We start from the raw sequence: 22,357 nt of genomic DNA, 5'->3' as shown, positions 1-22,357 counted from the left end.
GAAAAGAGGCGTCGTTATGGATAAAAGCAGGGAAAAATACTCGCAAGCAACTGATCGCCAGCAAACTCACTGGCTGGGATTGGCCATTGGTTTGGTTGGTGGTCTCATTATCGATGCACTATTTAATTTTCGGACCGGGACGTTTTTCACTTTTATTGGAATTGTTCTGGGAATGAGCGGGTTGCTGGATTTTAAACAGCGTTAATCGTTTCAAACCGTCTGCCAGGTGCCATCTAACTGGCAGATTTTTATGAGTTGCCTCAGGAACGAAAAACAGGTACGCTTTTATTAAAAGTTTCTCATAATTATGTAAAGGAATGATGAACATGCTCGCCTGGATCAGCCTGCAACACAGCATCGTAGAGACCGTTGCACTTCAGTGATGAATGACACTTGGCACATCCCCAAACGGACAGGTTTCAAATAAACCGTTTGGCTGTGCTTATCTTAACTGGAGTGCATCTAATGACAATTAAATATCCAAGTACTATTTTCAAAGGCTACGCGTACACTTTCTTTTCCTTTTTCGGGATCACTTCACTTTGGGTGATTTACCTGCAGATGCAGGGGCTAAATCTAGTAGAAATCGGTTTATGTGAAAGCATCTTCCACGTTGCCAGTTTTGTTTTCGAAGTGCCATCGGGCGTATTGGCCGATCGCTTTTCCTATCGTTTCTCACTTTTCTGGGGCCGAATTGCCTCAATCGTTTCCGCCATCCTCATACTGGTAGCCCACAGTTTCTGGCTGTTTGCCCTGAGCTTCGTGCTGAGTGCGCTGTCGTATAATCTCCAATCAGGGACAATCGACGCGCTCATGTACGATTCATTGGTGGCCCCTCAACAAACCAAACGATTCCCCAATGTTATCAGCAATCTCAACGTGGTGATTGAGTTTTCGCAGACGGCAGGTGTCGTGATTGCCGGATTTTTGGTCCACTGGCATTTCGAATTGACCTACGTCGCGGCAATTCTGATCGGTATTTTCGGCCTGATAACCGTTTTATTAATGAAGGAACCGACTGTCCCCAAGTCAATTGATCTGCCAAAACAGACAGTCAAATCAATCATCGTCATGGCCTATCGGACGTTGAAAAATAACCAACAACTCCGCGGTTTGATGATTTTCCAAGCGGTCTTTGATGGGATTTGTACCAGCTATTACTTCTATTTCCAATCCTTAATGGAAACGCACCATTTCTCTGGCTTCATGATCTCCTTGTTGATGGTGATTTCTGCTGGAATGAACATCGTCGGCATCAAATTGACCCCGTGGATTCAGAAACGCTTGGCAAAGCCGGCGTTGGTAAGTGGCGTAAGTGCAACGTTGGTCGGGCTACTGCTGCTCACATGGATTAACTGGATTCCAACGTTAACCGTCCTGTTTTTGTTTTCCCAACTACTGGCGTCATTAATTGAGCCGATCTTCAGCAGCTACTACAATGAAATGATTACTTCACAACAGCGGGCAACTTTACTGAGTGTTGCCAGCGTTCTGTTTTCAGCTTCAATGATCTTTTTATTCCCACTAATGGGCTGGCTGGTTCAGATTCAAACATTCTCGTTTGGCTTTGGCGTGATTGGCTGCTTGATGTTGGTATTACTATTGTTAAGTCAAAAATATTTTAAAAAAGCAAAATGAAAAAAGTTTGAGGCTCCACTGGTATCTTGTTTAAACGTGGAACTATCGGCTGATCCCGGCCATTTAAGCCAAGAAGCGAGTCATTCCAAAACAGGAATAACTCGCTTCTTGGCTTAAATTCTGGGATCAAAACGCCTCGTGTCCCACTCTCTTTGATGTTTAAAGCAATGCTTCACCCTTATCGTGATCAACTAGCCGTTCACTTTCCGGCATCATACTGCCGCCGGTTGCCCAGACAATGTGGGTGGCATTAGCGGTGTTAAAGGCCGGCACTTCGGTAATTGCCCGTTCGATTGCGGTAAAGCCAGCCGCAGCTGATGGTTCGACTGTGATATTCTCAGTGTCCATCAGCTGGGCTTCATATTTGTAAATCATTGGATCTTCGAAAGTAACGCTGCCAAATAATAGTGTCCGCATCATCTTACCGGCAATGCGTGATGGCCGGCCAACTGCCAAACCGTCAGCTGCCGTCTTACCGTCCAAGCCGATATCAAAGACCGAAATCGCATTATTCAGCTTCGTCATCATCCCCAACGTCACGGATGGAACGTGAGTTGGCTCACAGAAGATGGCGTGGATGTATGGCCCAATAATGGTCTTGAGTCCAAACGTCACGCCACTGGGACTACCGCCAACACCAGCGGGAAGATAGACAATCACTGGATGATCGCGATCAACTTTGATTCCCTGCTGTTTAAATTGTTGCTGCAGGCGAACGGCCGCAACTGCATAACCAATGAATAAGTCAGCTGATCCCTCATCATCGATAAAATGAATGCTCGGATCTTCCGCTGCTGCCTGTCGAGCTTGTGGAATGACCGAGGAAAAATCAGTATCCAACTCGACCACATTAACCCCATTGACCCGAAGTTTGGCCTTTTTCCAGGCTTTGGCATCCCGTGACATATAAACGGTTGTCTTGAAGCCAAATGTTGAAGCGGCGATGCCCACACTTAACGCCAGATTCCCAGTAGAGGCAACCATCACGCCATATTGGGCAAACAATTGCTTATATTCCGGCGATCTTAAAATCGCATAGTTATCAGTTTCTTTAAGATCGCCTTTGGTCATGGCGACATGTTCGGCGAATTTTAATACTTCATAGATTCCACCGCGTGATTTGATCGATCCGGAGATAGGTAATTCACTATCAGTTTTCAAGTAGAGGCTGCCTGCCAGCGCAGTGGGCTGGGCCTGATTCCAAGCCGACTTCATTTTGGTCAGCTCGATTAATGGTGATTCAATCACCCCGTGCATCCGAGCAGTCTCTGGGAAAGCAGCTTCAATAAACGGTGCAAAGCGATCCCAACGGGCAACTGCGTCAAAAATATCAGCTTTTGAAAACGGTAGCTCTGCAGGCTGGCCATAATCAGGATTTTTCCAAAAAATTGGCGTTTCATTCATCAAGTCTTTAACCTGTGGGTATTTAACTTCCAATGATTGTGTATTGTCCATATCGATGATCCCCTAAAAAATATTTACTGCTATTGTATTCTGAAATTAAGGCAACACAATGCTGCCACAGCAACCTTTACCAAGCTTTAATCATGGTTGCAGACAGATGTCACTTCTCAAAGCGTTTGTCGGCGACATCCCCATGGCAGCTTACTCGTTGACCTGATTGGTACTTGGTGCATTGTGCTTAATAGCATCCGGTACCTTAAATTTCTTCACTTGGTTCACATTTGAATAGGTGCTGGTGACCTCCTCGGTAATCGACTTCTTTGATGATTTATCCTGATACTGCATATAAATATAGGTATTGGTTGGCAGATAAGTCTTCTTATTCAATGTATATTTGTAAACAAATTTGGTAATCGTGACCTTTTTCAAGACATTCTTGGTACTCTCGCTGTTATTTGCTTCAGCCAAAATAAGCTTCTTGGCAACCATCGACCCTAGCTTGCCGTGGCCATTATATGAGAGGACATCGGTTGTCTGGTTCTTTTGGAGCTTCAGATGCTTCTTCAAATACTGCATGGCTTTAACCGCAGCGCTTCCGGAGACCTGTCGACGAACACTTTTAATCAGTGGGCTCTTTTTAGGCAGGCGTTGTTTGGACCAGCTATTATCAGCATGAATGTAGACAGTCCGGCCATCAATGAAGTAATCATAATTTTTAACCAAACCAGTGGCATTATTCAGTTTAGCTTGAACGATCATTGGATCAAGGTGGAACTTGGCAGTAAATTTGCCAGTGGATGTTTTTTTATTTTGCGTATTTTTATTAACCAACACAACATTGCCACTCTTAATCCCATGAGCGGCCTTCTGTGCGTGATTCACAATGGTAACAGTATCAGAGGGTTTATTAGTCGATTGCTTTGATGAACAGCCAGCCAGGACGATGCCCATGACCGCAACTGCTGCAATAATTACTTTTTTCATCAGATACTCCTTATTCGCATTTAAGTCAGGTTAAACATAGACCACAAGACCACGTAGGCTCCGGTCACAACCAGAAGCGACAGCCAGTGGGCCTTCAGCACTCTTTTGACGGATTTGAACCACTTTGAGAAATAGTAAACCGAGCGGTTCTTCTGAACCACATTGATAATCTGAAAGGCAGTCATTGTGGCGCAATATATCAAGACGATGTAAGAAATCACAAATAACAGATCCATGGCAATTCCTCGCCAATTTCCGGTTAACACAACCATCAAGAACTGCCAGAGATACGATCCAAGCATACCAAAATAAAAGAAACTGGGAATGACAATGGCAATTCTGGTGGGAAAAATTGTGATCACCACATAAGCGGCCAACAACAAAATTCCCCGCAGCAGCCCTTGAAGTAGGCGGTGATCATTGATGGAAAAGCTGACGGCTAACGGCTGGAATTTAAAAATCACCGATGCTAAAAAGAAGGCAATCGCTCCCCAAACAATAAAAATCAGGTAAGTCGAGCGCCGCAGCTTCAGGTTTTCTAGCAAATAACCACCTCCTTGTGGATTGAATTAATTAGTCAGTGACAATTGTGAGTTGGGGTTTCCATGTTTTGGCCGTTGTATCAGGAACGATGTAGACACCATAATGGCCATTAACGGAATTGGTGGTCAAGCTGGTGACGTGACTGGCAACCACAGCGGCATAATACTTCAAGGCATTGGTTGTCCGATATTTGGACCAATAAGAATAATAGCCGGTCATTGTTTTGGGATCGACCTGTTTAACGGTAAAATTAGTTGCTTTTGCATTTGTCACGCCTGCTTTGGCCGCGGCATCTCTGGTACTGATATCCTGAGTGGCAAGCAGCTTGGCCATTGCGTCTAATTTGGTATCAGCGGCACTTTGGGTTAATTTGGCAGCCACTTGATCCATCACCAACTTTTGAAATTGACTTTGCGGCAAACTTGCCAAAGTTGTCAAATTATCCTCAAAGAATTGAAGTGATCGCTGAGCTGAGAGCGAAATAACACCCTTTGCGGCAGAAGCATGACGTGAGGGATTAACGCCCTTAGTCAGATAGTTGCGCCAAATAAAGCCGTCAGCGCCATTCCCATAGTTGTAAACTTCGTAGTAAACATGGCTGGAATTGCCATGCTGCATCACAACACTATTTTTAACGTACCAAGTTGTGTTCGGGTAATTTTTGAGGTTATGCAGCCGTTTGGTGTGGGTCGCATTCCACAAATAAACTGCACTTTTGGATTTAGCGTGATAGGCCACGGCCGTGCTGCGACTTAACACTTTTGTCCATATGTAACTTGAATCGGTGTTCGTTGCGGTCGAATTGGCAGTAGCCGCGGTGGTGTTTCCTGAAACTGGAAAGCTTGTAGCGGTGAAGACGCCAAATGTCACCAGGGCAAGCAATAATAACTTTTTCATGATGTTTTCCTCCTATGTACCAGCCAATTAATTATATCAGAAAAATGGGGTGAAATATCGCCTTTAGTGAATATATACGCAAGAGAGCGGGGGCGTTGTCTTTTAATCCCAGAATTTACGCAAATAAACGAGTCATTCCTGTGCTTGGGATAACTCGTTTATTTGCGTAAATTCTGGGATCAGCCGATTGCCGCACGTTTGTTCTGGATAATAATGGGGCTCAAAGAGTCTAGCATTAGATCCTGATAGAAACCGAGATACAACTAGCAAACAGTGTTGTCTCAAACTACTTTTGTTCTAATTTATTTTTGGTATGACAAACCCCGCCGCAGACGTTTCCAAAAACTGGTGTCGTCGGTCTGTAAAATCAAGCCTTCATAGATCTGACCAATGTACCAAGTCAAAAGGCCGATGCTAATGACCAGAATCGCCAGTGAAATGCTAATTTCCAACCCACTCGCGTTGTCATTGATAATTCTCATGGGCATGAAATACGACGAGAAGAATGGCACATACGACAAAATTTTTGAAATCAGCGCGTCTGAATTGCTTTGAAACGGCATCGTCAAGAAGAAGGCAATCATACTCAGATAGATGGCAGGCTGAGCAGCTTTCGGGGCATCTTCTGCTTTGGCAACCAGTGCACCACTAAATGCCGAGATGATCGTGTAAATGATCACGCCTAAGAAGACAAATAGCAGGTTGATTCCCAGCATGTTTTTAATCACGTCATTGACCAGTGTCTGGTTGTCCGAAATTAGCTGTTTAATGTTATCCAGGTGCATGGCGATCTGGAAAAAGCCGTAACCACCAACAATATAGACGATGATCTGGGTCAGGATAACGCCAAAGACACCAAGAATTTTGCCGACAAAGTACTTCGAGGCTTTGGTGCTGGAGAAAATAATCTCCATGACTTTAGTGCCCTTCTCGGAAGCAATTTCTTGGGCGGTCACAGAAGAGTAAGTGATCAAAATCATATAGATCATGAAGACTAATACCCAAAATGAAATGATTTTCGCCAGGTTGGCACCGCCATGGTTGGTTTGAATTTTTTGTTTGAAAGACGGCTGAACTGCCAGTGATTTGGTTTGTTTGGCACTCAACTTTGCGTTCGCCAGGTTAAGCTGTTGCTGGGACTGGGCAAGAAAGACGTTGATTTTAGTTCTCATCCCGCCGCCTAGAGAATCACTTGAATGATAGACACCACTGACTTTTGCCTTGTCCGCCGATAACACCAGGTAGCCAGCTAAATTATTATTGCTGACACTTTTCTTAGCGGCTGCAGTGGTGGTGATGCTGGCCTTCACGTCATCCCGATTGGCTTTGATAAATTGCCTTCGGAGTGCCGGTTGATCAGAAATGACGGCAATTCGCTGTTGATCTGAACTGGAAGTCGCACTGGTGTAGCCGATGCCTAAAGAAATTGCCAACAAAATGAACGGAGACAGCACCAAGACGATGAAGCTCCAAGACTTAACTTGGCGGAGATAGGTTTCCATGGCAACAATTAGGGTTTTATTCATGAGAGATCCCCGCTTTCATTCTGAAAATTTCATCAAGTGTTGGTGGCTGCTGACTAAATTCTTCGATGTATTTACCGTCAGTGAGCTTCTCAAAGACTTCGGGTCCCTTACTGGGATCATCCAATCGCAACAAGAACCGAGAACCGCGAATATTCTGGACTTTAACAACATGTGGGAGCTGGTTCAGCTGTTCTTCAGTCCAATCGGTAGTGACAAAAATTTCTGATTTGCCAAACTGATCGCGAACTTCGCTGATGGTGCCGTTTAAGACCACTTCACCCGTCCGTAGCATAACCAGTCGATCGCAAACTGCCTCAACATTCGCCATATCATGGCTGGAGAAGATAATTGCTGCCCCCTGATCCCGTGCTTCCAGAATTGCCTTTTTCAACAAATCCGCATTTACCGGGTCCAGGCCACTAAAGGGCTCATCCAAGATAATCAATTTGGGATGATGAATTAGGGTCACAATCAGTTGCACTTTCTGCTGGTTTCCCTTTGAGAGATCCTTAATCTTATCAGTTTTCTTACCTTTAACCGCAAACTTTTTCAGCCAGTCGTCAATTTGTGGGCGAATTTCTTTTGCAGGTTTCCCCTTCAATCGTGCTAAATAGACAATCTGCTGCTCAATGGTTAGTTTGGGCATCAAGCTGCGTTCTTCAGGCAGGTAGCCAATTGCATCAAAATCAGCCTCTTTGATGGGCTGACCACTCCAGCGGATTTGACCATCATACTTGAGAAAGTTTAGGATGCTGTGAAAGGTGGTCGATTTTCCAGAGCCGTTTTGGCCGATTAATCCGGTGATCTGGTTGTCGGGAACATCAAAACTAATGTCGTCCAATGCAGTCAGACTGCCAAATTGTTTGTGGAGATGATTGATCGTGAGCATGCGAATACCTCCCATTTCTTTTGAGCTTATCATACCATAATCGTCTGGCGGATTTTACGGAAAACATTTGATGTCAATGGATTTGTACATAAAAAGCAGGATCGCAAACTTGCAATCCTGCTCAGAATCATTTTAATTATCGATACTGTTTCATTGGTTTAACAAAGTGCCAACTGCGTTGATGGTACGCTTGATCCCAGAATTCCCATTCCAGTTCGCAGCTCTTCAAGAATTCTTCTTTGACCACATCCAGATGATGTTGATCGTAGTGTTCCGCTTCACGGTCAATCAAAGCAAATAACTGGGGCAAAATGCTGTCACTGTCATCTTCCATGTCAGCGTAAAAATCAATCCATGGTTTAAAAACATTGTCGTCGGTATTCTTCCCCTGCTTCACAAACCGGTTTGCGATTTCCAGGTAAGTCCATGGACACGGGGTCATGGCCGCAACAACATCAATCAAGTCGCCAGTTCGCGCAGCACGATACATGTGTTCGTTGTACAGGTATGTGCCGGGAGCTTGTGGTTCGTGCTGCAGGGTTTCGTATTCGACCCCTGCCACGTTGCAGAAGTTGTGATGCGGATGGATTTCACTATTCAGGATAAAGTCAATTTGTTTGGCAAAAATAGCCATATCGGCTCTGGTTTGCGATTTTTGAATGGCATCGGCGTACACCTTGATGAACGCATTCAGATAGTTGTAGTCCTGACCAACATAAAAGGACAAGGCTTCTTGGGTAATTCTCCATTGCCGATTCCTTCGACAAACGGATGTTGATAGATCTCGTGTAAAATTGGCTGTCCAGCTGCGACTAATTCTTCAGAAAATTTCATGGGTCAGTGCTCCTTAAAGCAAAATTTTCAAATAGAACGCGACCGGACTTGGCACTTTTCGAACTCATTATTCCACTTCCCTACGTTGGTATTAACCAAATCAGGTTCAAAGGGATTGGCAAGTCACCATCTCAGCACAAGGCACCCCTAGTGATCTTATTTGAATACCCAAAGTTTACCATATTTTGAAGAGTATTTTACGATTTTCTTCGTATATGATACGCTGAAAGCAACAATTTTCTGAGGGTTGGGGGAATCTTACTACAAGGAGAGTTGTTTCATGAAATTCAATTGGAAGATCACACTGATTAGCTTTTCCCCATACATCCCTTTGATCGCCATTTATTTGTTAATCCATTTATACATAACAAATGATGTCATCGCTTTGCTATTCACTTTAGGTGTTTTTTCAGCCGGATATATTTTTGTTCATTATAAGTATGCCAAGACTTTCTTCAGTAACCATCCTGAACTTGATCTACAAAACTTTGAATTCAACACAGTGGCAAACGTTGTCTTGGCACTGTGGATCATCGTCATGGTTGGCCTCATAATTCTCAGGCTTTATCCACAAAGTCCAGAAGGCTATCTATTGGCATTTGGTTTATTCTACTCCGTCATTAACGGCTTCAAATCCTACAGGAGAGCTGCAAAATGATATTTAACTGGAAATACGCTCTATTCACTAACGCACCAATGTTCCTCACATTGATCGTCTATATTGGTATGACTGCATTACACATTGATTCAATCTGGCTAATTCTTGCCGTCGTTGTAATCTGGCTCGCATGGTATACCTATGCTGGTTGGAAAGTCTACTCTCTTCATCCTGAATTTAATTTCCCATAACTATCAGCGCGGCACAACTTCAATGATCATCATCACAGTTTCGACGATTGGTTTTCTGTTCTTACTCTTAAAGCTTCAACTAATAGCCAACATCGCCCTCTTTATCACATGGCTTGCCATCTCAAACTTCTTGATCGATGGATTCTCCAAGTATAAGAATCTCCCATAATGACACGACAATTCCAAAAACCGGCGCCGTAAATCTCAAACAAGATTTACGGCGTCGGTCAGTTTATAATCATATGTTAAGCGTTCTTCACCGCAAACACCGGCAAAGTATTCAAGAATACACAGTCATCTCGACTAGTTGCCCGTCCCTCGGCTAAAATGGAACAGCGTTGCACAACATTGGCACCCACTTTCTTCAACAAGTGTTCTGCCGAAGCCAGTGAGCCGCCTGTACTGATCACATCATCCACAATGATCACCTGTTTGCCTCGAAGCTGTTCTGCGTCACACCCATCCAAAACCAGCTGTTGATGATAATCAGTGGTAATCGAACGCATCCCAATCGCAATTGGGTTTCGCATGTACGCCTTAACACTCTTTCGCAAGACGAAATAACGTGGGTGATGGGTAATCATGCTCAGTTCTTGAGCCAATGGGATCCCTTTGCTCTCCAATGTCACCAGATAATCAAACGGAATGTTAATCCGCTTGGCCAACTCCTGAGCGGCATAACGGGTTAACTCAGCATCCCCCAATAAGACGAAGGAGGCAATTGCCGCCGTGTCTGTGATCGGGATAATCGGTAGTGTCCGCTTCAGTTTACCAATTGTTAATTCATATTCCTTCTGCATCTTGATCCTCCAGATTATATAAGATAGAAAGAAAGTACCAAAAACGACTAATATGTGTGAAAATCGAGGCTTTTCACAGCCACAACTGTTAACGAAATTTCTACTTTTATGTTTTTTGTTCGTCTATGTATATGATAATACTCCATTTTATCCTTTTTATCCACATATGATAGTCCAGACACGAATTTTACAGCAAAAACGTCAAAATGTCACTTTCAGCTCACAATCCGTCACCTAAGACGACACATTATGTGGTCTATTTTGGGAATCATCCACAAGATACCCCCATATATAGCCAAAATGGGTCTCAATCAATCCAACTATTTGTCACTCCCAAAACCACCCTTAGTGTGATTCAAATTTTTTTGAAGCTCACCAATCCGCGAGTCCACGCGATTATGCAGGGTACAAGCAAATCTACCGAATACACAATATATTGATTCTGAAACCGGTTAGATATACTATATATAGTATCAGTTCGAGCAATTCAAACGAAATGAGAATATAATGTACATATGGGAGGAATCATTATGCAAGCAATGAAACTTTCATCAGTTTCACTATCTGATGAATTTATAAAACAAGTTAAAGAAGAAGTTACACCTCACTGGGGAGAATTAGGCTGGGTTACCTACAAGCGGACTTATGCCCGTTGGCTGCCTGAAAAGGGCCGTACTGAAAACTGGGACGAAACCGTTAAACGGGTGGTTGAAGGCAACATCAACCTTGACCCTCGTCTGCACGAAGACAACGTTGATCCCCAAGTTGTTGATGACTTAACCGAAGAAGCCAAGAAGCTCTACAAGCTGATTTATGGTCTTTCAGCTACCCCATCAGGCCGTAACCTTTGGATCTCTGGTACCAGCTATCAGGACCGTAACGGTGACGCCTTGAACAACTGTTGGTTCATCGCTGTTCGCCCACAATCATATGGCCACAGCCACATTTTGCCAGAGTATCTCCAACCGGACACCCCAGCCGTTTCGATGCCTTATTCATTCATGTTTGACCAATTGATGAAGGGCGGCGGCGTTGGTTTTTCTGTCACTAAAGATAATATTCATAAGATTCCTCTAGTTGATAAAAAGATCGATTTGAAAGTAATCATCGACAAGGATAGCAAGTCATACCAGGATTCCCTTGATATGGGTGCAACTGACAAAGATGAATGGTTGAAGAATCATTCAATCAAAGACGTTCGTTACTATCGTCTGCCAGATACCCGCGAAGGTTGGGTGGTTGCCAATGCGCACTTGATTGATATGCACTTCAATGGCACTAACGCCGATGGTAAGACTGACTTAGTTCTGGATATGAGCGACATCCGTGAAAAGGGTGCTAAGATCAAGGGCTTTGGCGGAACTGCTTCAGGTCCAATGCCACTGATTGAAATGTTAATTGATATTAACAGTCTGCTCAATTCACGCGTTGGCCGCCATTTGTCATCGGTTGATGCCACTGATATTGGCAACTTGATCGGAAAGACTGTCGTTGCCGGCAATGTCCGTCGTTCAGCCGAATTGGCTTTAGGCTCAGCTGACGATGAAGATTTTATTACGATGAAGCAGGATAAAGACAAGCTCTACCATCACCGTTGGGCATCAAACAACAGTGTGGCAGTTGATTCAGAATTCGACAACTACGGGCCGGTTGCTGATTCAATCCAACACAATGGCGAACCAGGAATTGTTAACTTGGAGCTTTCCAAGAACTACGGCCGTAAGATCGATGGTCTGCAAAAAGACATCGACGCCAATGTTGAAGGAACCAACCCCTGTGGTGAAATTTCTTTAGCAAATGGTGAGCCATGTAACTTGTTTGAAGTCTTCCCTTACGTTGCCAGTCAACAAGGTTGGGATCTCGATGAAGCCTTTACTTTGGGAACTCGTTTCTCAAAGCGGGCTACTTTCAGCAATTACGACTGGGAAGTTTCCCGGAACGTCATTGAAAATAACCGTCGGATCGGTATCTCAATGTCAGGAATTCAGGATTGGATTTTGGCTAAATTTGGTAACCGAGTTGTTACCGGTTATGAAGATGCTAAAGATCCTGAAACTGGCGAAGCTATCAAGAAGCCAATTTACGATCCACGAGTTGTTAAAGAAGTTGATGGCTTGTACAAAGCCGTTGTCCGCGCTGATAAAGATTACTCTGATACACTTGGATGCAAACCTTCCATCAAGCACACCACTGTTAAGCCATCAGGAACGGTTGCCAAATTAGCCGGTGTCTCTGAAGGCATGCACTTCCACTATGCTGGTTACTTGATCCAACGGATTCGTTTCCAAGATTCAGATCCACTGCTGCCAGCTTTGAAGGCTTGCGGCTATCACGTTGAACCAGATGTTTACACCAAGAGCACCATGGTTGCCGAATTCCCAATCCGCGCATCACACGCCGACAGCGAGAACTTCGCTTCAGCCGGAAACGTTTCGATCGCAGAACAATTCGCAACTCAAGCCTTCCTGCAGACTTACTGGTCAGACAACGCCGTTAGTTGTACCGTTACTTTCCAACCAGATGAAGGCGACCAAATTGCCCCATTGATGAGACAATACCGCTTCACCACCAAGTCAACTTCATTGCTGCCATACGTTGGTAATGAGTTCAAACAAGCTCCTAAGGAACCAATTGACGAGAAGACTTATGAAGACAAAGTAATGGAAATCCACGGCGATGTCGCAACGGTCTTCGCAAAGCAAAACGATAACCATGATAAGAAGGGTATCGAACTGGTTGACCAAACCGATTGTGCTGGCGGAGCATGCCCAGTGAAATAGAGTGTGGAGCAAGCCGTTTAGTTTCCGAGCATTAATTTGATACACATCTTTAATGCGGTTTTCGCATTGAAGATGTGTATCGGATTAAGCGGAGGAAGCTGGCTTGCGGAACACATTTCAACCAGAGTGCGAGTCGCAGTGTCAGTTGCCTCCGAGCACGTTTCATCTAGGTAAAAACAACTGCTAAAATAATGCGTTCAACCTTGGCCCCTCGGTCCCCCGCCGATCGGCCAAGCCCTAAAACAGATCATTCCCACGGAGAGGCCAGGGCAATTAACTTGCTGCTGGCCTCTTTCATTACATACATCATGGAGGTATCACAATGTTAAAGATCTACACCAAAGTCGGCGATCACGGCAAAACCAAGCAGGTAACCGGAAAAATGGTGCCGAAGTACGACCTGCAAATTGAGGCATTAGGGGCACTGGATGAACTGGATTCATGGCTTGGCTATGTAATTTCAGTCCTGTCCCCCAAGAGTGCTTCACTGGCACCGACCATCCAAACAATCCAGCGAAACCTGTATGAATTACAGGCAGATATCACCGTTAAACGTCACCACAACATTACCTTTGACGACACCAAAAAGCTGGAAGTACAAATTGATGAAATTATGGCCAAATTGCCTGCCATCAAAGCCTTCATTCTCCCTGGCGGCAATCAAGCCGGGGCGTCGCTCCAATATGCCCGGGCTTTGGCACGACGAGCTGAAAGAATGGTCGTTGAATTAAACGACAAGCAGCAACCGCTCAATGATGAAATCTTTGAGTATCTCAACCGTTTGTCGGATTACTTATTCGCCCTTGCACGTTATGCCAATTACCTGGAAGGCTATGACGAGATTAAAAGTAAATGTTAGTTGGGAAAAGGTGAATCGGAAACCAGTTACTGAATTGGTTTGCGATTCACCTTTTTAATTTGTCATTAGAGGTTCTCCATTACACATGGATCGTATGGCCCGTCGTCTGACCAGTAATTAGTTTTAGCGTGTCATCAAGAGATTGTTTGACCATATTCTTGACAGCAATGTCGGTGTAAAAAGCCACATGGGGCGTTAAGAAAACATTGTCCATCGCCTTCAACTTGGTATATTCCTTAAGCGGAATGTCCCCATCAAACGACTGATTAAAAATCTCCGTCTCATTTTCAATGACATCGATGCCGGCTCCGGCAATCTGATGATTTTGCAGAGCATCAATCAGTGCGTCTGTATTGATGATGGGACCGCGGGAACAGTTGATGAAAAACGCGGATGGTTTCATTTGCGTAAATTGGGCTTTGTCGATCATATGGTAATTCTCATCACTCATGTAGGTATGCATTGTGATGAGATCGGCGTTTTTAAAAATGTCTTCCTTGGAGGTATATGTAACCAGATCTCGAAACGCGTCGTTTTCGTGAATGTCATTTCCCAATACCCGGGCGCCAAAACGTTTAAAAATCTTGGCAACCGTGCTGCCGATGCGGCCAACCCCAATGATGCCAATCGTCATTTCCGATAGTTCCCGTGAGCGCAGGCCCTCAACAATATAGTCATTTTTGGCCATTCGTGATTGAAATTGTGGGATATGGCGGATCAAATTCAGGGCATGGGTCAACGTCATTTCAGCGACCGCTTCTGGTGAATATGAGGGAACATTGGAAATCGTCAACCCATATTCTTTGGCCCATTTTAGATTACAAGAATCAACCCCTGCCGACCTCAAGGAAAGCTGGGTGATGCCAAAATCACGGAGTTTGCGATATAAATCCGGTGTTTCGCTGAGCATGCTGCGCTGACGGTAATCAATGCCGTCATACCCTTTAGCAAGATCGACAGTATCGTCGTGTAATTCCACGTCATTGAAATCAACCTGAACATCTGGATGCTCCGCCGCCCATTCGAGCACAAACTCTTTTTCGTATCCTAAAATGTTGTATGCCAAAATCTTTTTCATCACGCCATCGTCCTCATTGTGTTATATTATAAAATGATTAGAATTTGGATATAATATACCTCATAAAGCCGTTGGTGTCAAAATCATTTCAATGGCTGGCCGTCATCTCACAATCCCAAGGCGTCTCTGATCATCGTCAAAATATGCTGTTGGTCGTTTACAAAAACGGTCGATTGTCGATAGGCCAGGCCAATCTTGAAGACTGGCTGGGCCTCATCGGTCAATCTTAAAGCGACCACATTGGGATTATTAACCTTAACTGCTTGAGTCAACAGGCTGACACCAATGCCGTCGGCAACCATATTGACGATGCTTTGTGCCTCACTGGATCTGAAAATCACCTGCGGCCGAATGTGATTTTGTTGAGCAAGGGTGTGAAAGACCCGATCGTGGACAAAATTATTTTTAAATAAAATGAACGATTCGTTCTTTAACTGGTTGAAAGAAACTTCAGTGAGTTTGGCCAAGGGGCTGTCCTTGGCAACGAGAATCGAAAAGTGCTGCTGATCAAATTCATCAACGATCAGCTCAGAATCAGTCACATCATCCACGTACCCCAAAAATGAAACGTCCAATTGACCGCTTTTCAGATCCCGGAGCGCAGACAGCGACCCTTCTTCGACAGTTTGAATGTGATTAAGATCTGATACCGGCAGCTGCTTTGCGACCATCGGAAAGTAATTAGTCTCAATAATCGGCGGCATTCCAATCACCAACTGCTGGCGGTGACTATTTTCAATCTCCCGGACTGCGAGTCGGTAATGATACAAAATTTCATTTGCATGAACTAACAGTTGCTCCCCCGCAGTCGTCAGGGTAATTGCCTGGTGTGGGTTTCCCCTGACTAAGAGTCGGCTGCCAAATGCGGCTTCAAGTCGCTTAATCGCGGCGGAGATAGTCGGCTGGCTGACCGAATAGTCTTGAGCAACCCTGGAAAAATTCTTTTCGGTTGATAGAGAAACGTAATATTTTAAATCGTTGATATTCACGTTTATTTCCCCTTTCCTAAAGGATATTTATGTTAACTATTATAAATCATAATGGTCTATGTAGATATTGACTATATAAAGTTGAACAGACTATTCTAAAGGAAATGATCAAGAAAGAGGCATTTAAATGACACAATCAATTTTGAATGATCCATTTAAAAACAAGGGAACCGCCTTTACAGAAACTGAACGTCAACAGTTAGGTTTGGTCGGGATGTTGCCGCCAATGGTTCAAACACTGGATCAGCAGGCCGAACAAGTGTATCAGCAGTACCAATCAAAATCATCTGCTTTAGAGAAGCGGGTGTTCTTAATGAGTATTTTCAATGAAAACCGCGTCCTATTCTTCAAGACATTCTCACAACACGTCGCTGAATTCATGCCGATCGTTTACGACCCGACAATTGCGACTACGGTTGAACATTACAGTGAACTCTTCGTTCAACCTCAAAATGCAGCATTTCTATCAATTGACGATCCAGACTCAATCGAAGAAAGCCTCAAGAATGCTGCAAATGGTCGCGACATTCGGCTGCTTTGTGTGACTGACGGCGAAGGTATCCTGGGTATCGGCGACTGGGGCACCCAAGGTGTTGATATTACCGTCGGCAAACTGATGGTCTACACGGCGGCCGCGGGAATCGACCCCAGTCAAGTTCTGCCGGTCGTTATCGATGCCGGCACCAATAATGAGTCGTTGCTGAAGAACCCGATATACCTGGGCCTTAAACAGCATCGGGTGCGTGGTCAACGATACGATCAGTTCATTGATCGATTCGTATCTGCAGTCGAAAACCAGTTTCCAGACGTTTACCTGCATTTTGAAGACTTTGGTCGTTCCAATGCAGCCAATATTTTGAATCGTTATAAAGATGACCAACTCGTCTTTAACGATGATATTCAGGGGACTGGAATTATTGTTCTTGCCGGCCTCATTGGTGCCCTCAATATTTCCAAACAAAAGTTAACTGACCAGACTTATTTGTGCTTTGGTGCCGGAACAGCCGGTGCAGGGATTACCATGCGGGTTTATAATGAGATGTTAGCAGCCGGCTTATCACCGGAAGAAGCGAAACAGCATTTCTATATGGTTGATAAACAGGGATTGTTATTCACTGATACCCCTGATTTGACGCCGGAACAAAAACCGTTCGCCCGTTCGCGAAGTGAGTTTGCGAACCCGGACAGCCTGACTGATTTGCTTTCCGTTGTCAAAGCCGTGCACCCGACGGTTATGGTTGGAACTTCAACTCAACCGGGAACCTTCACAAAATCCGTTGTGACCGAAATGGCCGCCCATACGGAACGGCCGATTATCTTCCCGATTTCCAATCCAACCAAGCTGATGGAAGCCAGCGCAGCTGATTTAATTAAATGGACTGACGGCAAGGGATTGATTGCGACCGGAATTCCATCTGATAACGTAGAATACAAAGGCGTTACCTACCAGATTGGCCAGGCCAACAATGCGCTCATCTATCCCGGACTGGGACTTGGAGCAATTGCCAGCGCCGCATCAGTGCTTAACGATGCAATGATCTCCGCTGCTGCCCACTCACTTGGCGGTATTGTCGATCCGACACAGCCAGGGGCTGCCGTTTTACCACCTGTCAGCAAGCTCAACCAGTTCTCAGATACAGTCGCAACTGCGGTCGCACAGAGCGCGGTTGATCAGAAACTTAACCAGAAACCAATTGAATCAGTTCGCGATGCCATTCATCAAGCTCAGTGGCAACCAGAATATTAACGGGAGGACATATGACTGAATATCGGATTGAAGAAGATACCCTTGGAAAAGTCAAAGTACCAAAGAAGGCACTATGGGGGCCACAAACTGAACGGAGCCGACACAACTTTCCAACCGGCCCTTTGATGCCGGTTGCGGTGATCCGGGCACTCATCAACATTAAGCTTGCTGCAGCCACAGTTAACCAAGCGCAACAGACACTAACGCCCGAAAAAGCCCGGTTGATTGAAAAGGCCAGTCGCCAGTTGTTATCGCTCAACGATAGCCAACTCATGGCTGACTTTCCACTTCACGTTTACCAAACCGGGTCGGGAACGCAAACCAATATGAATGTCAATGAGGTCATCGCAAACCTCTGCGGTCAACTGGACTCAAAACTGACGATTTTGCCTAACGACGATGTTAATCACTCCCAGAGTTCAAATGATACTTTCCCGACCGCGATGAACATTGCTGCTACCTTGGCCGTTCTCAAACTAAAACCACAGGTTGAACATTTGATTGCAGTTTTAACCAAAAAGCAAGAACAGTATTGGGACGTTGTGAAGATTGGTCGAACCCATCTTCAAGATGCGACCCCGATCACGTTTGGCCAAGAAATTAGTGGCTGGGTCAGTGCATTGACCCACGACCTTCACTTCCTTGACGAAACCAGTCAGACCTTGCTAGAGGTCCCGATTGGCGGTACCGCCGTTGGAACCGGCTTAAACACCACGCCGGGCTTTGCTTCCGCAATGGTGGCCGAACTCAGTACTGCATATGGGTTGCCATTCAAAACCCAAAATCAGTTCTACGGTCTGGCCAACCATTCAGGCATCACGGCAACCCACGGAGCCGTGCGAACACTGGCAGCTGATCTACTGAAAATAGCCAATGATATCCGTTTTCTTGCCAGTGGGCCACGGGCCGGCTACGGTGAGTTGAGCATCCCGGCCAACGAACCCGGTTCATCCATCATGCCAGGTAAAGTCAACCCGACTCAAGCAGAAGCCATGGCCATGGCGGCGACGCGGGTAATGGGCAATGATACGACAATTGAAATTGCCGCCAGTCAGGGTAACTTTGAGATGAACGTTTATAAACCAGTGATCATATTTAGTTTCTTAGAGTCAGTCGAGTTACTAACCGGGATTATGACGAACTTTACCGATAAAATGGTCGCTGGCATCACCGTCAACCAAGATCGAATGAAGCAGTTAGTCGACAACTCACTCATGACCGTCACGGCATTGTCACCGCACATTGGTTACCACAAGGCAGCAGAGATTGCTCAAAAGGCGCATGAGGACGGGACAAAGCTGAAAGTTGCCGCTTTGGCACTTGGCTATGTGACCGCTGATGACTTTGATAAATGGATGAAGCCGATTGATATGACGAATAATGATCGAAAATAACAGTGCGGAAAAATGAGCGTTAAGCTTCCAGAGTAAAAGGGGACTATCTAAACATCCAGAGGTTGGATGTTTAGATAGTCCCCTTTTACGGCCGGAAGCTGCTCATTTTTCCACTATTCGGCTAGATAATATTAAAAAATGTTTTTGGGGTCAAATCATTCAGCGTTACCCCAGAGCCTTTAAATGTAAGGATCTTGCCACATTTTTAAATCCAATTCTAAGAATCGCAAACTATCTACCGAGTCACCGGCCCCTGCCAAGACAGCATCCCGCCGCTAACATTAATCACTTGATAACCAGCCTTGCGCAAAATCCGGGCCGCTCTTAGACTTCGTCGCCCAGATCGACAAATCAAATACCAAGGCTGTGGGGCAGATACTTGGGCGATGTTGCCAGGCAATCCAGATAATGGCACATTCTTTGCAGCTGGAATGTGACCGGCTTGATACTCATCAACCTCACGAACATCAAGAATTACCGGCTTATTTGGCAGTAACTGCTTCAGTTCAGATGGGGTAATTGACTTTATTTTTGAAAATAACAATGAATAACGCTCCTTTAAAAATGATTGATATATCGAGTATAAAAGAACTCTGCCAAAAGTGAAACCCGGTTTCTGATTCAATAAAAATTCCAGGTTGTGAAAAGTCTTAAAATTTTGTATGGTAAACCCAACAGAAAGTGAAGGATTCATTATTCGAAAAGCAATCCACGCCGCAAATGCATGGCTGCTCTTTGCCATCGTCATCGGCGTCATTTCAACACCATTCGACTTGTGGCTACATCATGAAAGCAACTTTTTTGATCTGCTCAAGGCATTTTTTGAAAATGGCTTACTCGGATTTTTAGGATCGTTCCTACTAGTGCTGGTATTGGGTTGGCTGCCAGTGTTTCTACTTGTTGGTTTTTTCATTTGGTTGAACAGACTGGTTTCAAAACGAGACTATTTTAAATAGTTATCCAGAAAAAATATTCAAGAACAGAAATCCCAAATAAGCGCTGATTAACTCAATCCAGTATTCCTGAACTGACATTTTAACCGCACCAAGCCATCTCCCCAGATAGTGGTCACTTTTGATATACATATTATTATGAACCGTCCGTAATGCCACCAGGGAAAAGAAGTAGATGCTCGCACCAAACGCCAAGGTATGAAGTAGGAAAAAACTGCCACTCCAAAATTGACCCTTGATAAACAAAAAGATGACCACCAATGCCCAAATTGCAAACATGGCATAATACCAAGCGGTTGGAAACAGGATTGACCACTTCGTGTGGATCAATGAAAAAAATAAAAAGGTTAATGGCACCCGCCAAGCAAAATAGGTCGTATCTATGATAGACACGTGAGAAACACCAAGGTTTTCGGTTGCTGGGAGAAGATCACTAAAATGCGGCAATACAATGAGTAAGGCAATCAACCAGATAAAACCGCCATATATTAAAAGCGCCTTAACCACTGTTTGATTGATCCGAATTTTTCCCATAGATCAACAACTTCCTTTAATCAGATTTCCCCCTTAAAATATTAGCTACTAGGTTATCATGAACCGAAACAAAATAAAACTGCCATCGACAATCCCGATGACAGTTAATGCTACCTCACAACCTCTTGAAATGTCCCAATATCCAGTGCCAAGGTGATCGTCAACACCAGAATAATTTGGAAAAAATCGGCTTCCTGGAACCGTCGATACACAATTGACATGAATGGATCAACTAGAAAGTAAGCCGCTACTACATTCAAAATAACAAAAATAATTGCAAACACAATTCGTTTTGCACTCATGAAACCGCCCCATTCCGCTCTCCCTAATGTGTCGAAGTTGTTGTAAGTGTACAAAGTTTGCGGTGGTAAGTCAAGCAACTTGCATATGGTATTATAAATATAATCTAATATATAACTTTGATACAATAAAACCCCACTGCCAATTGCGACAGTGGGGACTCTTTTAACGATGCGCTTTATTCGCTTTAGCTTCATGAATAATCTTCACAGCCCGCTTACGGATCTTGATACTTGGGCTCTTCAAACGACGATAAGCACTCGCGAGATCTTGTTTTTCCATATCGATCACTCCTTTGCCGCTGTTATCTTACCAGCTGGCCTTGTGAACACCAGGGATCTGACCCAAGTGGGCATACTTGCGGAAGTTGAGACGTGACATGCCAAACTTACGCATATAACCGCGAGGACGACCGTCCAATTCGTCACGGTTCCGCAATCGGTTAGGGTTAGAGTCCTTTGGCAGCTTGGCCAAGGCCTCATAGTTGCCTTCCTTTTTCAATTCACGTCGGATGTTGGCGTACTTTTCAATCAAAGCTTCTTGACGTTTATTCTTTGCAATCTTAGACTTCTTTGCCATATGAGTCCTCCAAATAAGTGTATTTTTGATATTGTGGGTTTTAGGTTATTTTGTGTACACTCAATAGTAACGGTTACTATTATGCCAAGAAACGTCGGACCTGTCAAGAATAATCATTAAGAAGCATGGGAACGTCGGTGAAACCGATACGTTAGCTCAACGATGATAATCCCAAGCCATAAGCCAATTGCCACCGCAGATGCATTGTCACCAAGGTGTAAATGAAAGACCCAACCAAACACAACGACAATCGTCAAAAATATTGCGGAGGAATAAACAACCTTCCTCAAATTCGGCCATCGTAAAATGGCTGGTCGAGCATTTAACTCATCCTCAAACCGTTTGACCCGCACCATGACGAGCATGTTCAGCAGCGCTACTAAAAGTAGGAACACGCCCGCCGCTCCGCCGTGCCGAATAAATATCATACTGATAATAAATAAAATATCGATGGTGATTGTAACCTGCTTAATGGGCCGAATCCATTCCAAGGCTTCTTTTTTCTTTAAGTACTCCTTCATCCCAACATCCTCCTTCAAGAGGACGTCCAATGATATATGGAATAGATCGCTTAACTGAATTAAACTATCAATGTCAGGATAACTGTTTTCAGTCTCCCAACTGGAAATGGTTTGTCGGGAAACATTCATTGTGTCAGCAACCTGCTTTTGCGTCAAACCCAATTCAATCCGTTCAGTTTTCAATCGTGCACCAAATCGCATTATCATCCTCCTTTCTTATGAGAATAGTGTATAACGCAAACCCATCAGAAACCTAGCA

The 22,357-nt window shown here is 44.4% G+C and carries 24 protein-coding genes, 1 pseudogene and 1 riboswitch; of the genes and pseudogenes, 9 read left to right on the top strand and 16 right to left on the bottom strand.

Annotation, left to right across the window (positions count from 1 at the left end):
* Positions 1-16 precede the first annotated feature (16 nt).
* Complete coding sequence (locus KE627_RS06530) at positions 17-205, top strand: hypothetical protein (RefSeq protein ID WP_013729021.1); 189 nt, start codon at positions 17-19, stop codon at positions 203-205.
* Positions 206-465: 260 nt separating this feature from the next.
* Positions 466-1,638: an MFS transporter gene (locus tag KE627_RS06525; RefSeq protein WP_013729022.1), complete on the top strand. Its 1,173-nt coding sequence runs from the start codon at positions 466-468 to the stop codon at positions 1,636-1,638.
* 159 nt (positions 1,639-1,797) lie between these two features.
* Here KE627_RS06525 and dsdA read toward each other — a convergent pair whose 3' ends face one another.
* The 7 genes and pseudogenes from dsdA to tenA all read right to left on the bottom strand — a co-directional run bounded on the left by dsdA (position 1,798) and on the right by tenA (position 8,715).
* Positions 1,798-3,093: a D-serine ammonia-lyase gene (dsdA, locus tag KE627_RS06520; protein ID WP_056939163.1), complete on the bottom strand. Its 1,296-nt coding sequence runs from the start codon at positions 3,091-3,093 to the stop codon at positions 1,798-1,800.
* 150 nt (positions 3,094-3,243) lie between these two features.
* Positions 3,244-4,026 carry a DUF6612 family protein gene (locus KE627_RS06515; protein ID WP_013729023.1) on the bottom strand — a complete coding sequence of 261 codons (783 nt, stop codon included), beginning with the start codon at positions 4,024-4,026 and terminating at the stop codon, positions 3,244-3,246.
* 20 nt (positions 4,027-4,046) lie between these two features.
* Positions 4,047-4,571: a hypothetical protein gene (locus KE627_RS06510; protein ID WP_013729024.1), complete on the bottom strand. Its 525-nt coding sequence runs from the start codon at positions 4,569-4,571 to the stop codon at positions 4,047-4,049.
* Between the two features lie 28 nt (positions 4,572-4,599).
* Positions 4,600-5,466 (bottom strand): hypothetical protein, encoded by an 867-nt coding sequence (locus KE627_RS06505; protein WP_013729025.1) that lies wholly within the window; start codon positions 5,464-5,466, stop codon positions 4,600-4,602.
* Positions 5,467-5,768: 302 nt separating this feature from the next.
* Positions 5,769-6,992 carry an ABC transporter permease gene (locus tag KE627_RS06500; protein ID WP_013729026.1) on the bottom strand — a complete coding sequence of 408 codons (1,224 nt, stop codon included), beginning with the start codon at positions 6,990-6,992 and terminating at the stop codon, positions 5,769-5,771.
* Positions 6,985-7,881 (bottom strand): ABC transporter ATP-binding protein, encoded by an 897-nt coding sequence (locus KE627_RS06495; protein ID WP_013729027.1) that lies wholly within the window; start codon positions 7,879-7,881, stop codon positions 6,985-6,987. The genes KE627_RS06500 and KE627_RS06495 overlap by 8 nt, the downstream gene beginning before the upstream one ends.
* Positions 7,882-8,017: 136 nt before the next feature.
* Positions 8,018-8,715, bottom strand: a pseudogene (tenA, locus tag KE627_RS06490) (thiaminase II).
* A gap of 60 nt (positions 8,716-8,775) precedes the next feature.
* Positions 8,776-8,874, bottom strand: a riboswitch (TPP riboswitch).
* Between the two features lie 121 nt (positions 8,875-8,995).
* Between tenA and KE627_RS06485 the strand changes: the two are divergent.
* Both KE627_RS06485 and KE627_RS12310 read left to right on the top strand, forming a co-directional pair.
* Positions 8,996-9,373, top strand: a complete 378-nt coding sequence (locus tag KE627_RS06485; protein ID WP_013729028.1) for a hypothetical protein — start codon at positions 8,996-8,998, stop codon at positions 9,371-9,373.
* Positions 9,370-9,564: a hypothetical protein gene (locus KE627_RS12310; RefSeq protein ID WP_013729029.1), complete on the top strand. Its 195-nt coding sequence runs from the start codon at positions 9,370-9,372 to the stop codon at positions 9,562-9,564. Before KE627_RS06485 ends, KE627_RS12310 begins: the two co-directional genes overlap by 4 nt.
* Positions 9,565-9,809: 245 nt before the next feature.
* On the opposite strand, the gene KE627_RS06475 is transcribed toward KE627_RS12310, so the two are convergent.
* Positions 9,810-10,364 carry a phosphoribosyltransferase family protein gene (locus KE627_RS06475; protein WP_013729030.1) on the bottom strand — a complete coding sequence of 185 codons (555 nt, stop codon included), beginning with the start codon at positions 10,362-10,364 and terminating at the stop codon, positions 9,810-9,812.
* Positions 10,365-10,894: 530 nt separating this feature from the next.
* Between KE627_RS06475 and nrdJ the strand changes: the two genes are divergently transcribed.
* Together nrdJ and KE627_RS06465 are read left to right on the top strand one after the other, a co-directional pair.
* Complete coding sequence (gene nrdJ, locus KE627_RS06470) at positions 10,895-13,144, top strand: ribonucleoside-triphosphate reductase, adenosylcobalamin-dependent (protein WP_056939162.1); 2,250 nt, start codon at positions 10,895-10,897, stop codon at positions 13,142-13,144.
* 322 nt (positions 13,145-13,466) lie between these two features.
* On the top strand, positions 13,467-14,003 hold the full coding sequence (locus KE627_RS06465) for a cob(I)yrinic acid a,c-diamide adenosyltransferase (protein WP_013729032.1): 537 nt from the start codon (positions 13,467-13,469) through the stop codon (positions 14,001-14,003).
* A 79-nt stretch (positions 14,004-14,082) separates the two neighbouring features.
* Here the strand turns inward: KE627_RS06465 and KE627_RS06460 are convergent, their stop codons facing one another.
* The gene (locus KE627_RS06460) at positions 14,083-15,081 is read right to left on the bottom strand and encodes a D-2-hydroxyacid dehydrogenase (RefSeq protein ID WP_013729033.1); all 999 of its coding nucleotides are present in this window, start codon (positions 15,079-15,081) and stop codon (positions 14,083-14,085) included.
* 107 nt (positions 15,082-15,188) lie between these two features.
* Positions 15,189-16,070 (bottom strand): LysR family transcriptional regulator, encoded by an 882-nt coding sequence (locus KE627_RS06455; RefSeq protein WP_146971959.1) that lies wholly within the window; start codon positions 16,068-16,070, stop codon positions 15,189-15,191.
* 127 nt (positions 16,071-16,197) lie between these two features.
* On the opposite strand from KE627_RS06455, the gene KE627_RS06450 reads away from it, so the two are divergent.
* Positions 16,198-17,817 (top strand): malolactic enzyme, encoded by a 1,620-nt coding sequence (locus KE627_RS06450; RefSeq protein WP_056939160.1) that lies wholly within the window; start codon positions 16,198-16,200, stop codon positions 17,815-17,817.
* A gap of 11 nt (positions 17,818-17,828) precedes the next feature.
* On the top strand, positions 17,829-19,211 hold the full coding sequence (locus KE627_RS06445; RefSeq protein WP_056939159.1) for a class II fumarate hydratase: 1,383 nt from the start codon (positions 17,829-17,831) through the stop codon (positions 19,209-19,211).
* 235 nt (positions 19,212-19,446) lie between these two features.
* Here KE627_RS06445 and KE627_RS06440 read toward each other — a convergent pair whose 3' ends face one another.
* Positions 19,447-19,755, bottom strand: coding sequence for a rhodanese-like domain-containing protein (locus KE627_RS06440; RefSeq protein WP_013729036.1), 309 nt, complete (start codon positions 19,753-19,755; stop codon positions 19,447-19,449).
* A gap of 118 nt (positions 19,756-19,873) precedes the next feature.
* On the opposite strand from KE627_RS06440, the gene KE627_RS06435 reads away from it, so the two are divergent.
* On the top strand, positions 19,874-20,167 hold the full coding sequence (locus KE627_RS06435) for a hypothetical protein (RefSeq protein ID WP_056939158.1): 294 nt from the start codon (positions 19,874-19,876) through the stop codon (positions 20,165-20,167).
* On the opposite strand, the gene KE627_RS06430 is transcribed toward KE627_RS06435, so the two are convergent.
* From KE627_RS06430 to KE627_RS06410, 5 genes are all read right to left on the bottom strand, one after another.
* A complete protein-coding gene (locus KE627_RS06430; RefSeq protein ID WP_056939157.1) occupies positions 20,168-20,698 on the bottom strand; it encodes a hypothetical protein in 531 nt (176 codons plus the stop codon).
* Between the two features lie 110 nt (positions 20,699-20,808).
* Complete coding sequence (locus tag KE627_RS12305) at positions 20,809-21,000, bottom strand: hypothetical protein (protein ID WP_225423907.1); 192 nt, start codon at positions 20,998-21,000, stop codon at positions 20,809-20,811.
* 163 nt (positions 21,001-21,163) lie between these two features.
* A complete protein-coding gene (locus KE627_RS06420) occupies positions 21,164-21,280 on the bottom strand; it encodes a putative metal homeostasis protein (protein ID WP_133286506.1) in 117 nt (38 codons plus the stop codon).
* 27 nt (positions 21,281-21,307) lie between these two features.
* Complete coding sequence (rpsN, locus tag KE627_RS06415; protein ID WP_013729040.1) at positions 21,308-21,577, bottom strand: 30S ribosomal protein S14; 270 nt, start codon at positions 21,575-21,577, stop codon at positions 21,308-21,310.
* Positions 21,578-21,693: 116 nt separating this feature from the next.
* Entirely contained in the window at positions 21,694-22,299 is a 606-nt protein-coding gene (locus KE627_RS06410; protein WP_013729041.1) for a helix-turn-helix domain-containing protein, read from the bottom strand.
* Positions 22,300-22,357: the final 58 nt, after the last annotated feature.

Origin of the sequence: Lentilactobacillus buchneri (genome assembly GCF_018314255.1) — a bacterium.
Lineage (GTDB): Bacteria > Bacillota > Bacilli > Lactobacillales > Lactobacillaceae > Lentilactobacillus > Lentilactobacillus buchneri.
This window is presented reverse-complemented; position numbering and strand designations above follow the sequence as displayed.

What these genes read in the sequence shown, in the direction of transcription:
- KE627_RS06530 (WP_013729021.1), top strand. Translation starts at nt 17, where the DNA reads ATGGATAAAAGCAGGGAAAAATACTCGCAAGCAACTGATCGCCAGCAA.
- KE627_RS06525 (WP_013729022.1), top strand. Translation starts at nt 466, where the DNA reads ATGACAATTAAATATCCAAGTACTATTTTCAAAGGCTACGCGTACACT.
- dsdA (WP_056939163.1), bottom strand. Translation starts at nt 3,093, where the DNA reads ATGGACAATACACAATCATTGGAAGTTAAATACCCACAGGTTAAAGAC.
- KE627_RS06515 (WP_013729023.1), bottom strand. Translation starts at nt 4,026, where the DNA reads ATGAAAAAAGTAATTATTGCAGCAGTTGCGGTCATGGGCATCGTCCTG.
- KE627_RS06505 (WP_013729025.1), bottom strand. Translation starts at nt 5,466, where the DNA reads ATGAAAAAGTTATTATTGCTTGCCCTGGTGACATTTGGCGTCTTCACC.
- KE627_RS06500 (WP_013729026.1), bottom strand. Translation starts at nt 6,992, where the DNA reads ATGAATAAAACCCTAATTGTTGCCATGGAAACCTATCTCCGCCAAGTT.
- KE627_RS06495 (WP_013729027.1), bottom strand. Translation starts at nt 7,881, where the DNA reads ATGCTCACGATCAATCATCTCCACAAACAATTTGGCAGTCTGACTGCA.
- KE627_RS06485 (WP_013729028.1), top strand. Translation starts at nt 8,996, where the DNA reads ATGAAATTCAATTGGAAGATCACACTGATTAGCTTTTCCCCATACATC.
- KE627_RS12310 (WP_013729029.1), top strand. Translation starts at nt 9,370, where the DNA reads ATGATATTTAACTGGAAATACGCTCTATTCACTAACGCACCAATGTTC.
- KE627_RS06475 (WP_013729030.1), bottom strand. Translation starts at nt 10,364, where the DNA reads ATGCAGAAGGAATATGAATTAACAATTGGTAAACTGAAGCGGACACTA.
- nrdJ (WP_056939162.1), top strand. Translation starts at nt 10,895, where the DNA reads ATGCAAGCAATGAAACTTTCATCAGTTTCACTATCTGATGAATTTATA.
- KE627_RS06465 (WP_013729032.1), top strand. Translation starts at nt 13,467, where the DNA reads ATGTTAAAGATCTACACCAAAGTCGGCGATCACGGCAAAACCAAGCAG.
- KE627_RS06460 (WP_013729033.1), bottom strand. Translation starts at nt 15,081, where the DNA reads ATGAAAAAGATTTTGGCATACAACATTTTAGGATACGAAAAAGAGTTT.
- KE627_RS06450 (WP_056939160.1), top strand. Translation starts at nt 16,198, where the DNA reads ATGACACAATCAATTTTGAATGATCCATTTAAAAACAAGGGAACCGCC.
- KE627_RS06445 (WP_056939159.1), top strand. Translation starts at nt 17,829, where the DNA reads ATGACTGAATATCGGATTGAAGAAGATACCCTTGGAAAAGTCAAAGTA.
- KE627_RS06435 (WP_056939158.1), top strand. Translation starts at nt 19,874, where the DNA reads ATGGTAAACCCAACAGAAAGTGAAGGATTCATTATTCGAAAAGCAATC.
- KE627_RS06430 (WP_056939157.1), bottom strand. Translation starts at nt 20,698, where the DNA reads ATGGGAAAAATTCGGATCAATCAAACAGTGGTTAAGGCGCTTTTAATA.
- KE627_RS12305 (WP_225423907.1), bottom strand. Translation starts at nt 21,000, where the DNA reads ATGAGTGCAAAACGAATTGTGTTTGCAATTATTTTTGTTATTTTGAAT.
- KE627_RS06420 (WP_133286506.1), bottom strand. Translation starts at nt 21,280, where the DNA reads ATGGAAAAACAAGATCTCGCGAGTGCTTATCGTCGTTTGAAGAGCCCA.
- rpsN (WP_013729040.1), bottom strand. Translation starts at nt 21,577, where the DNA reads ATGGCAAAGAAGTCTAAGATTGCAAAGAATAAACGTCAAGAAGCTTTG.
- KE627_RS06410 (WP_013729041.1), bottom strand. Translation starts at nt 22,299, where the DNA reads ATGCGATTTGGTGCACGATTGAAAACTGAACGGATTGAATTGGGTTTG.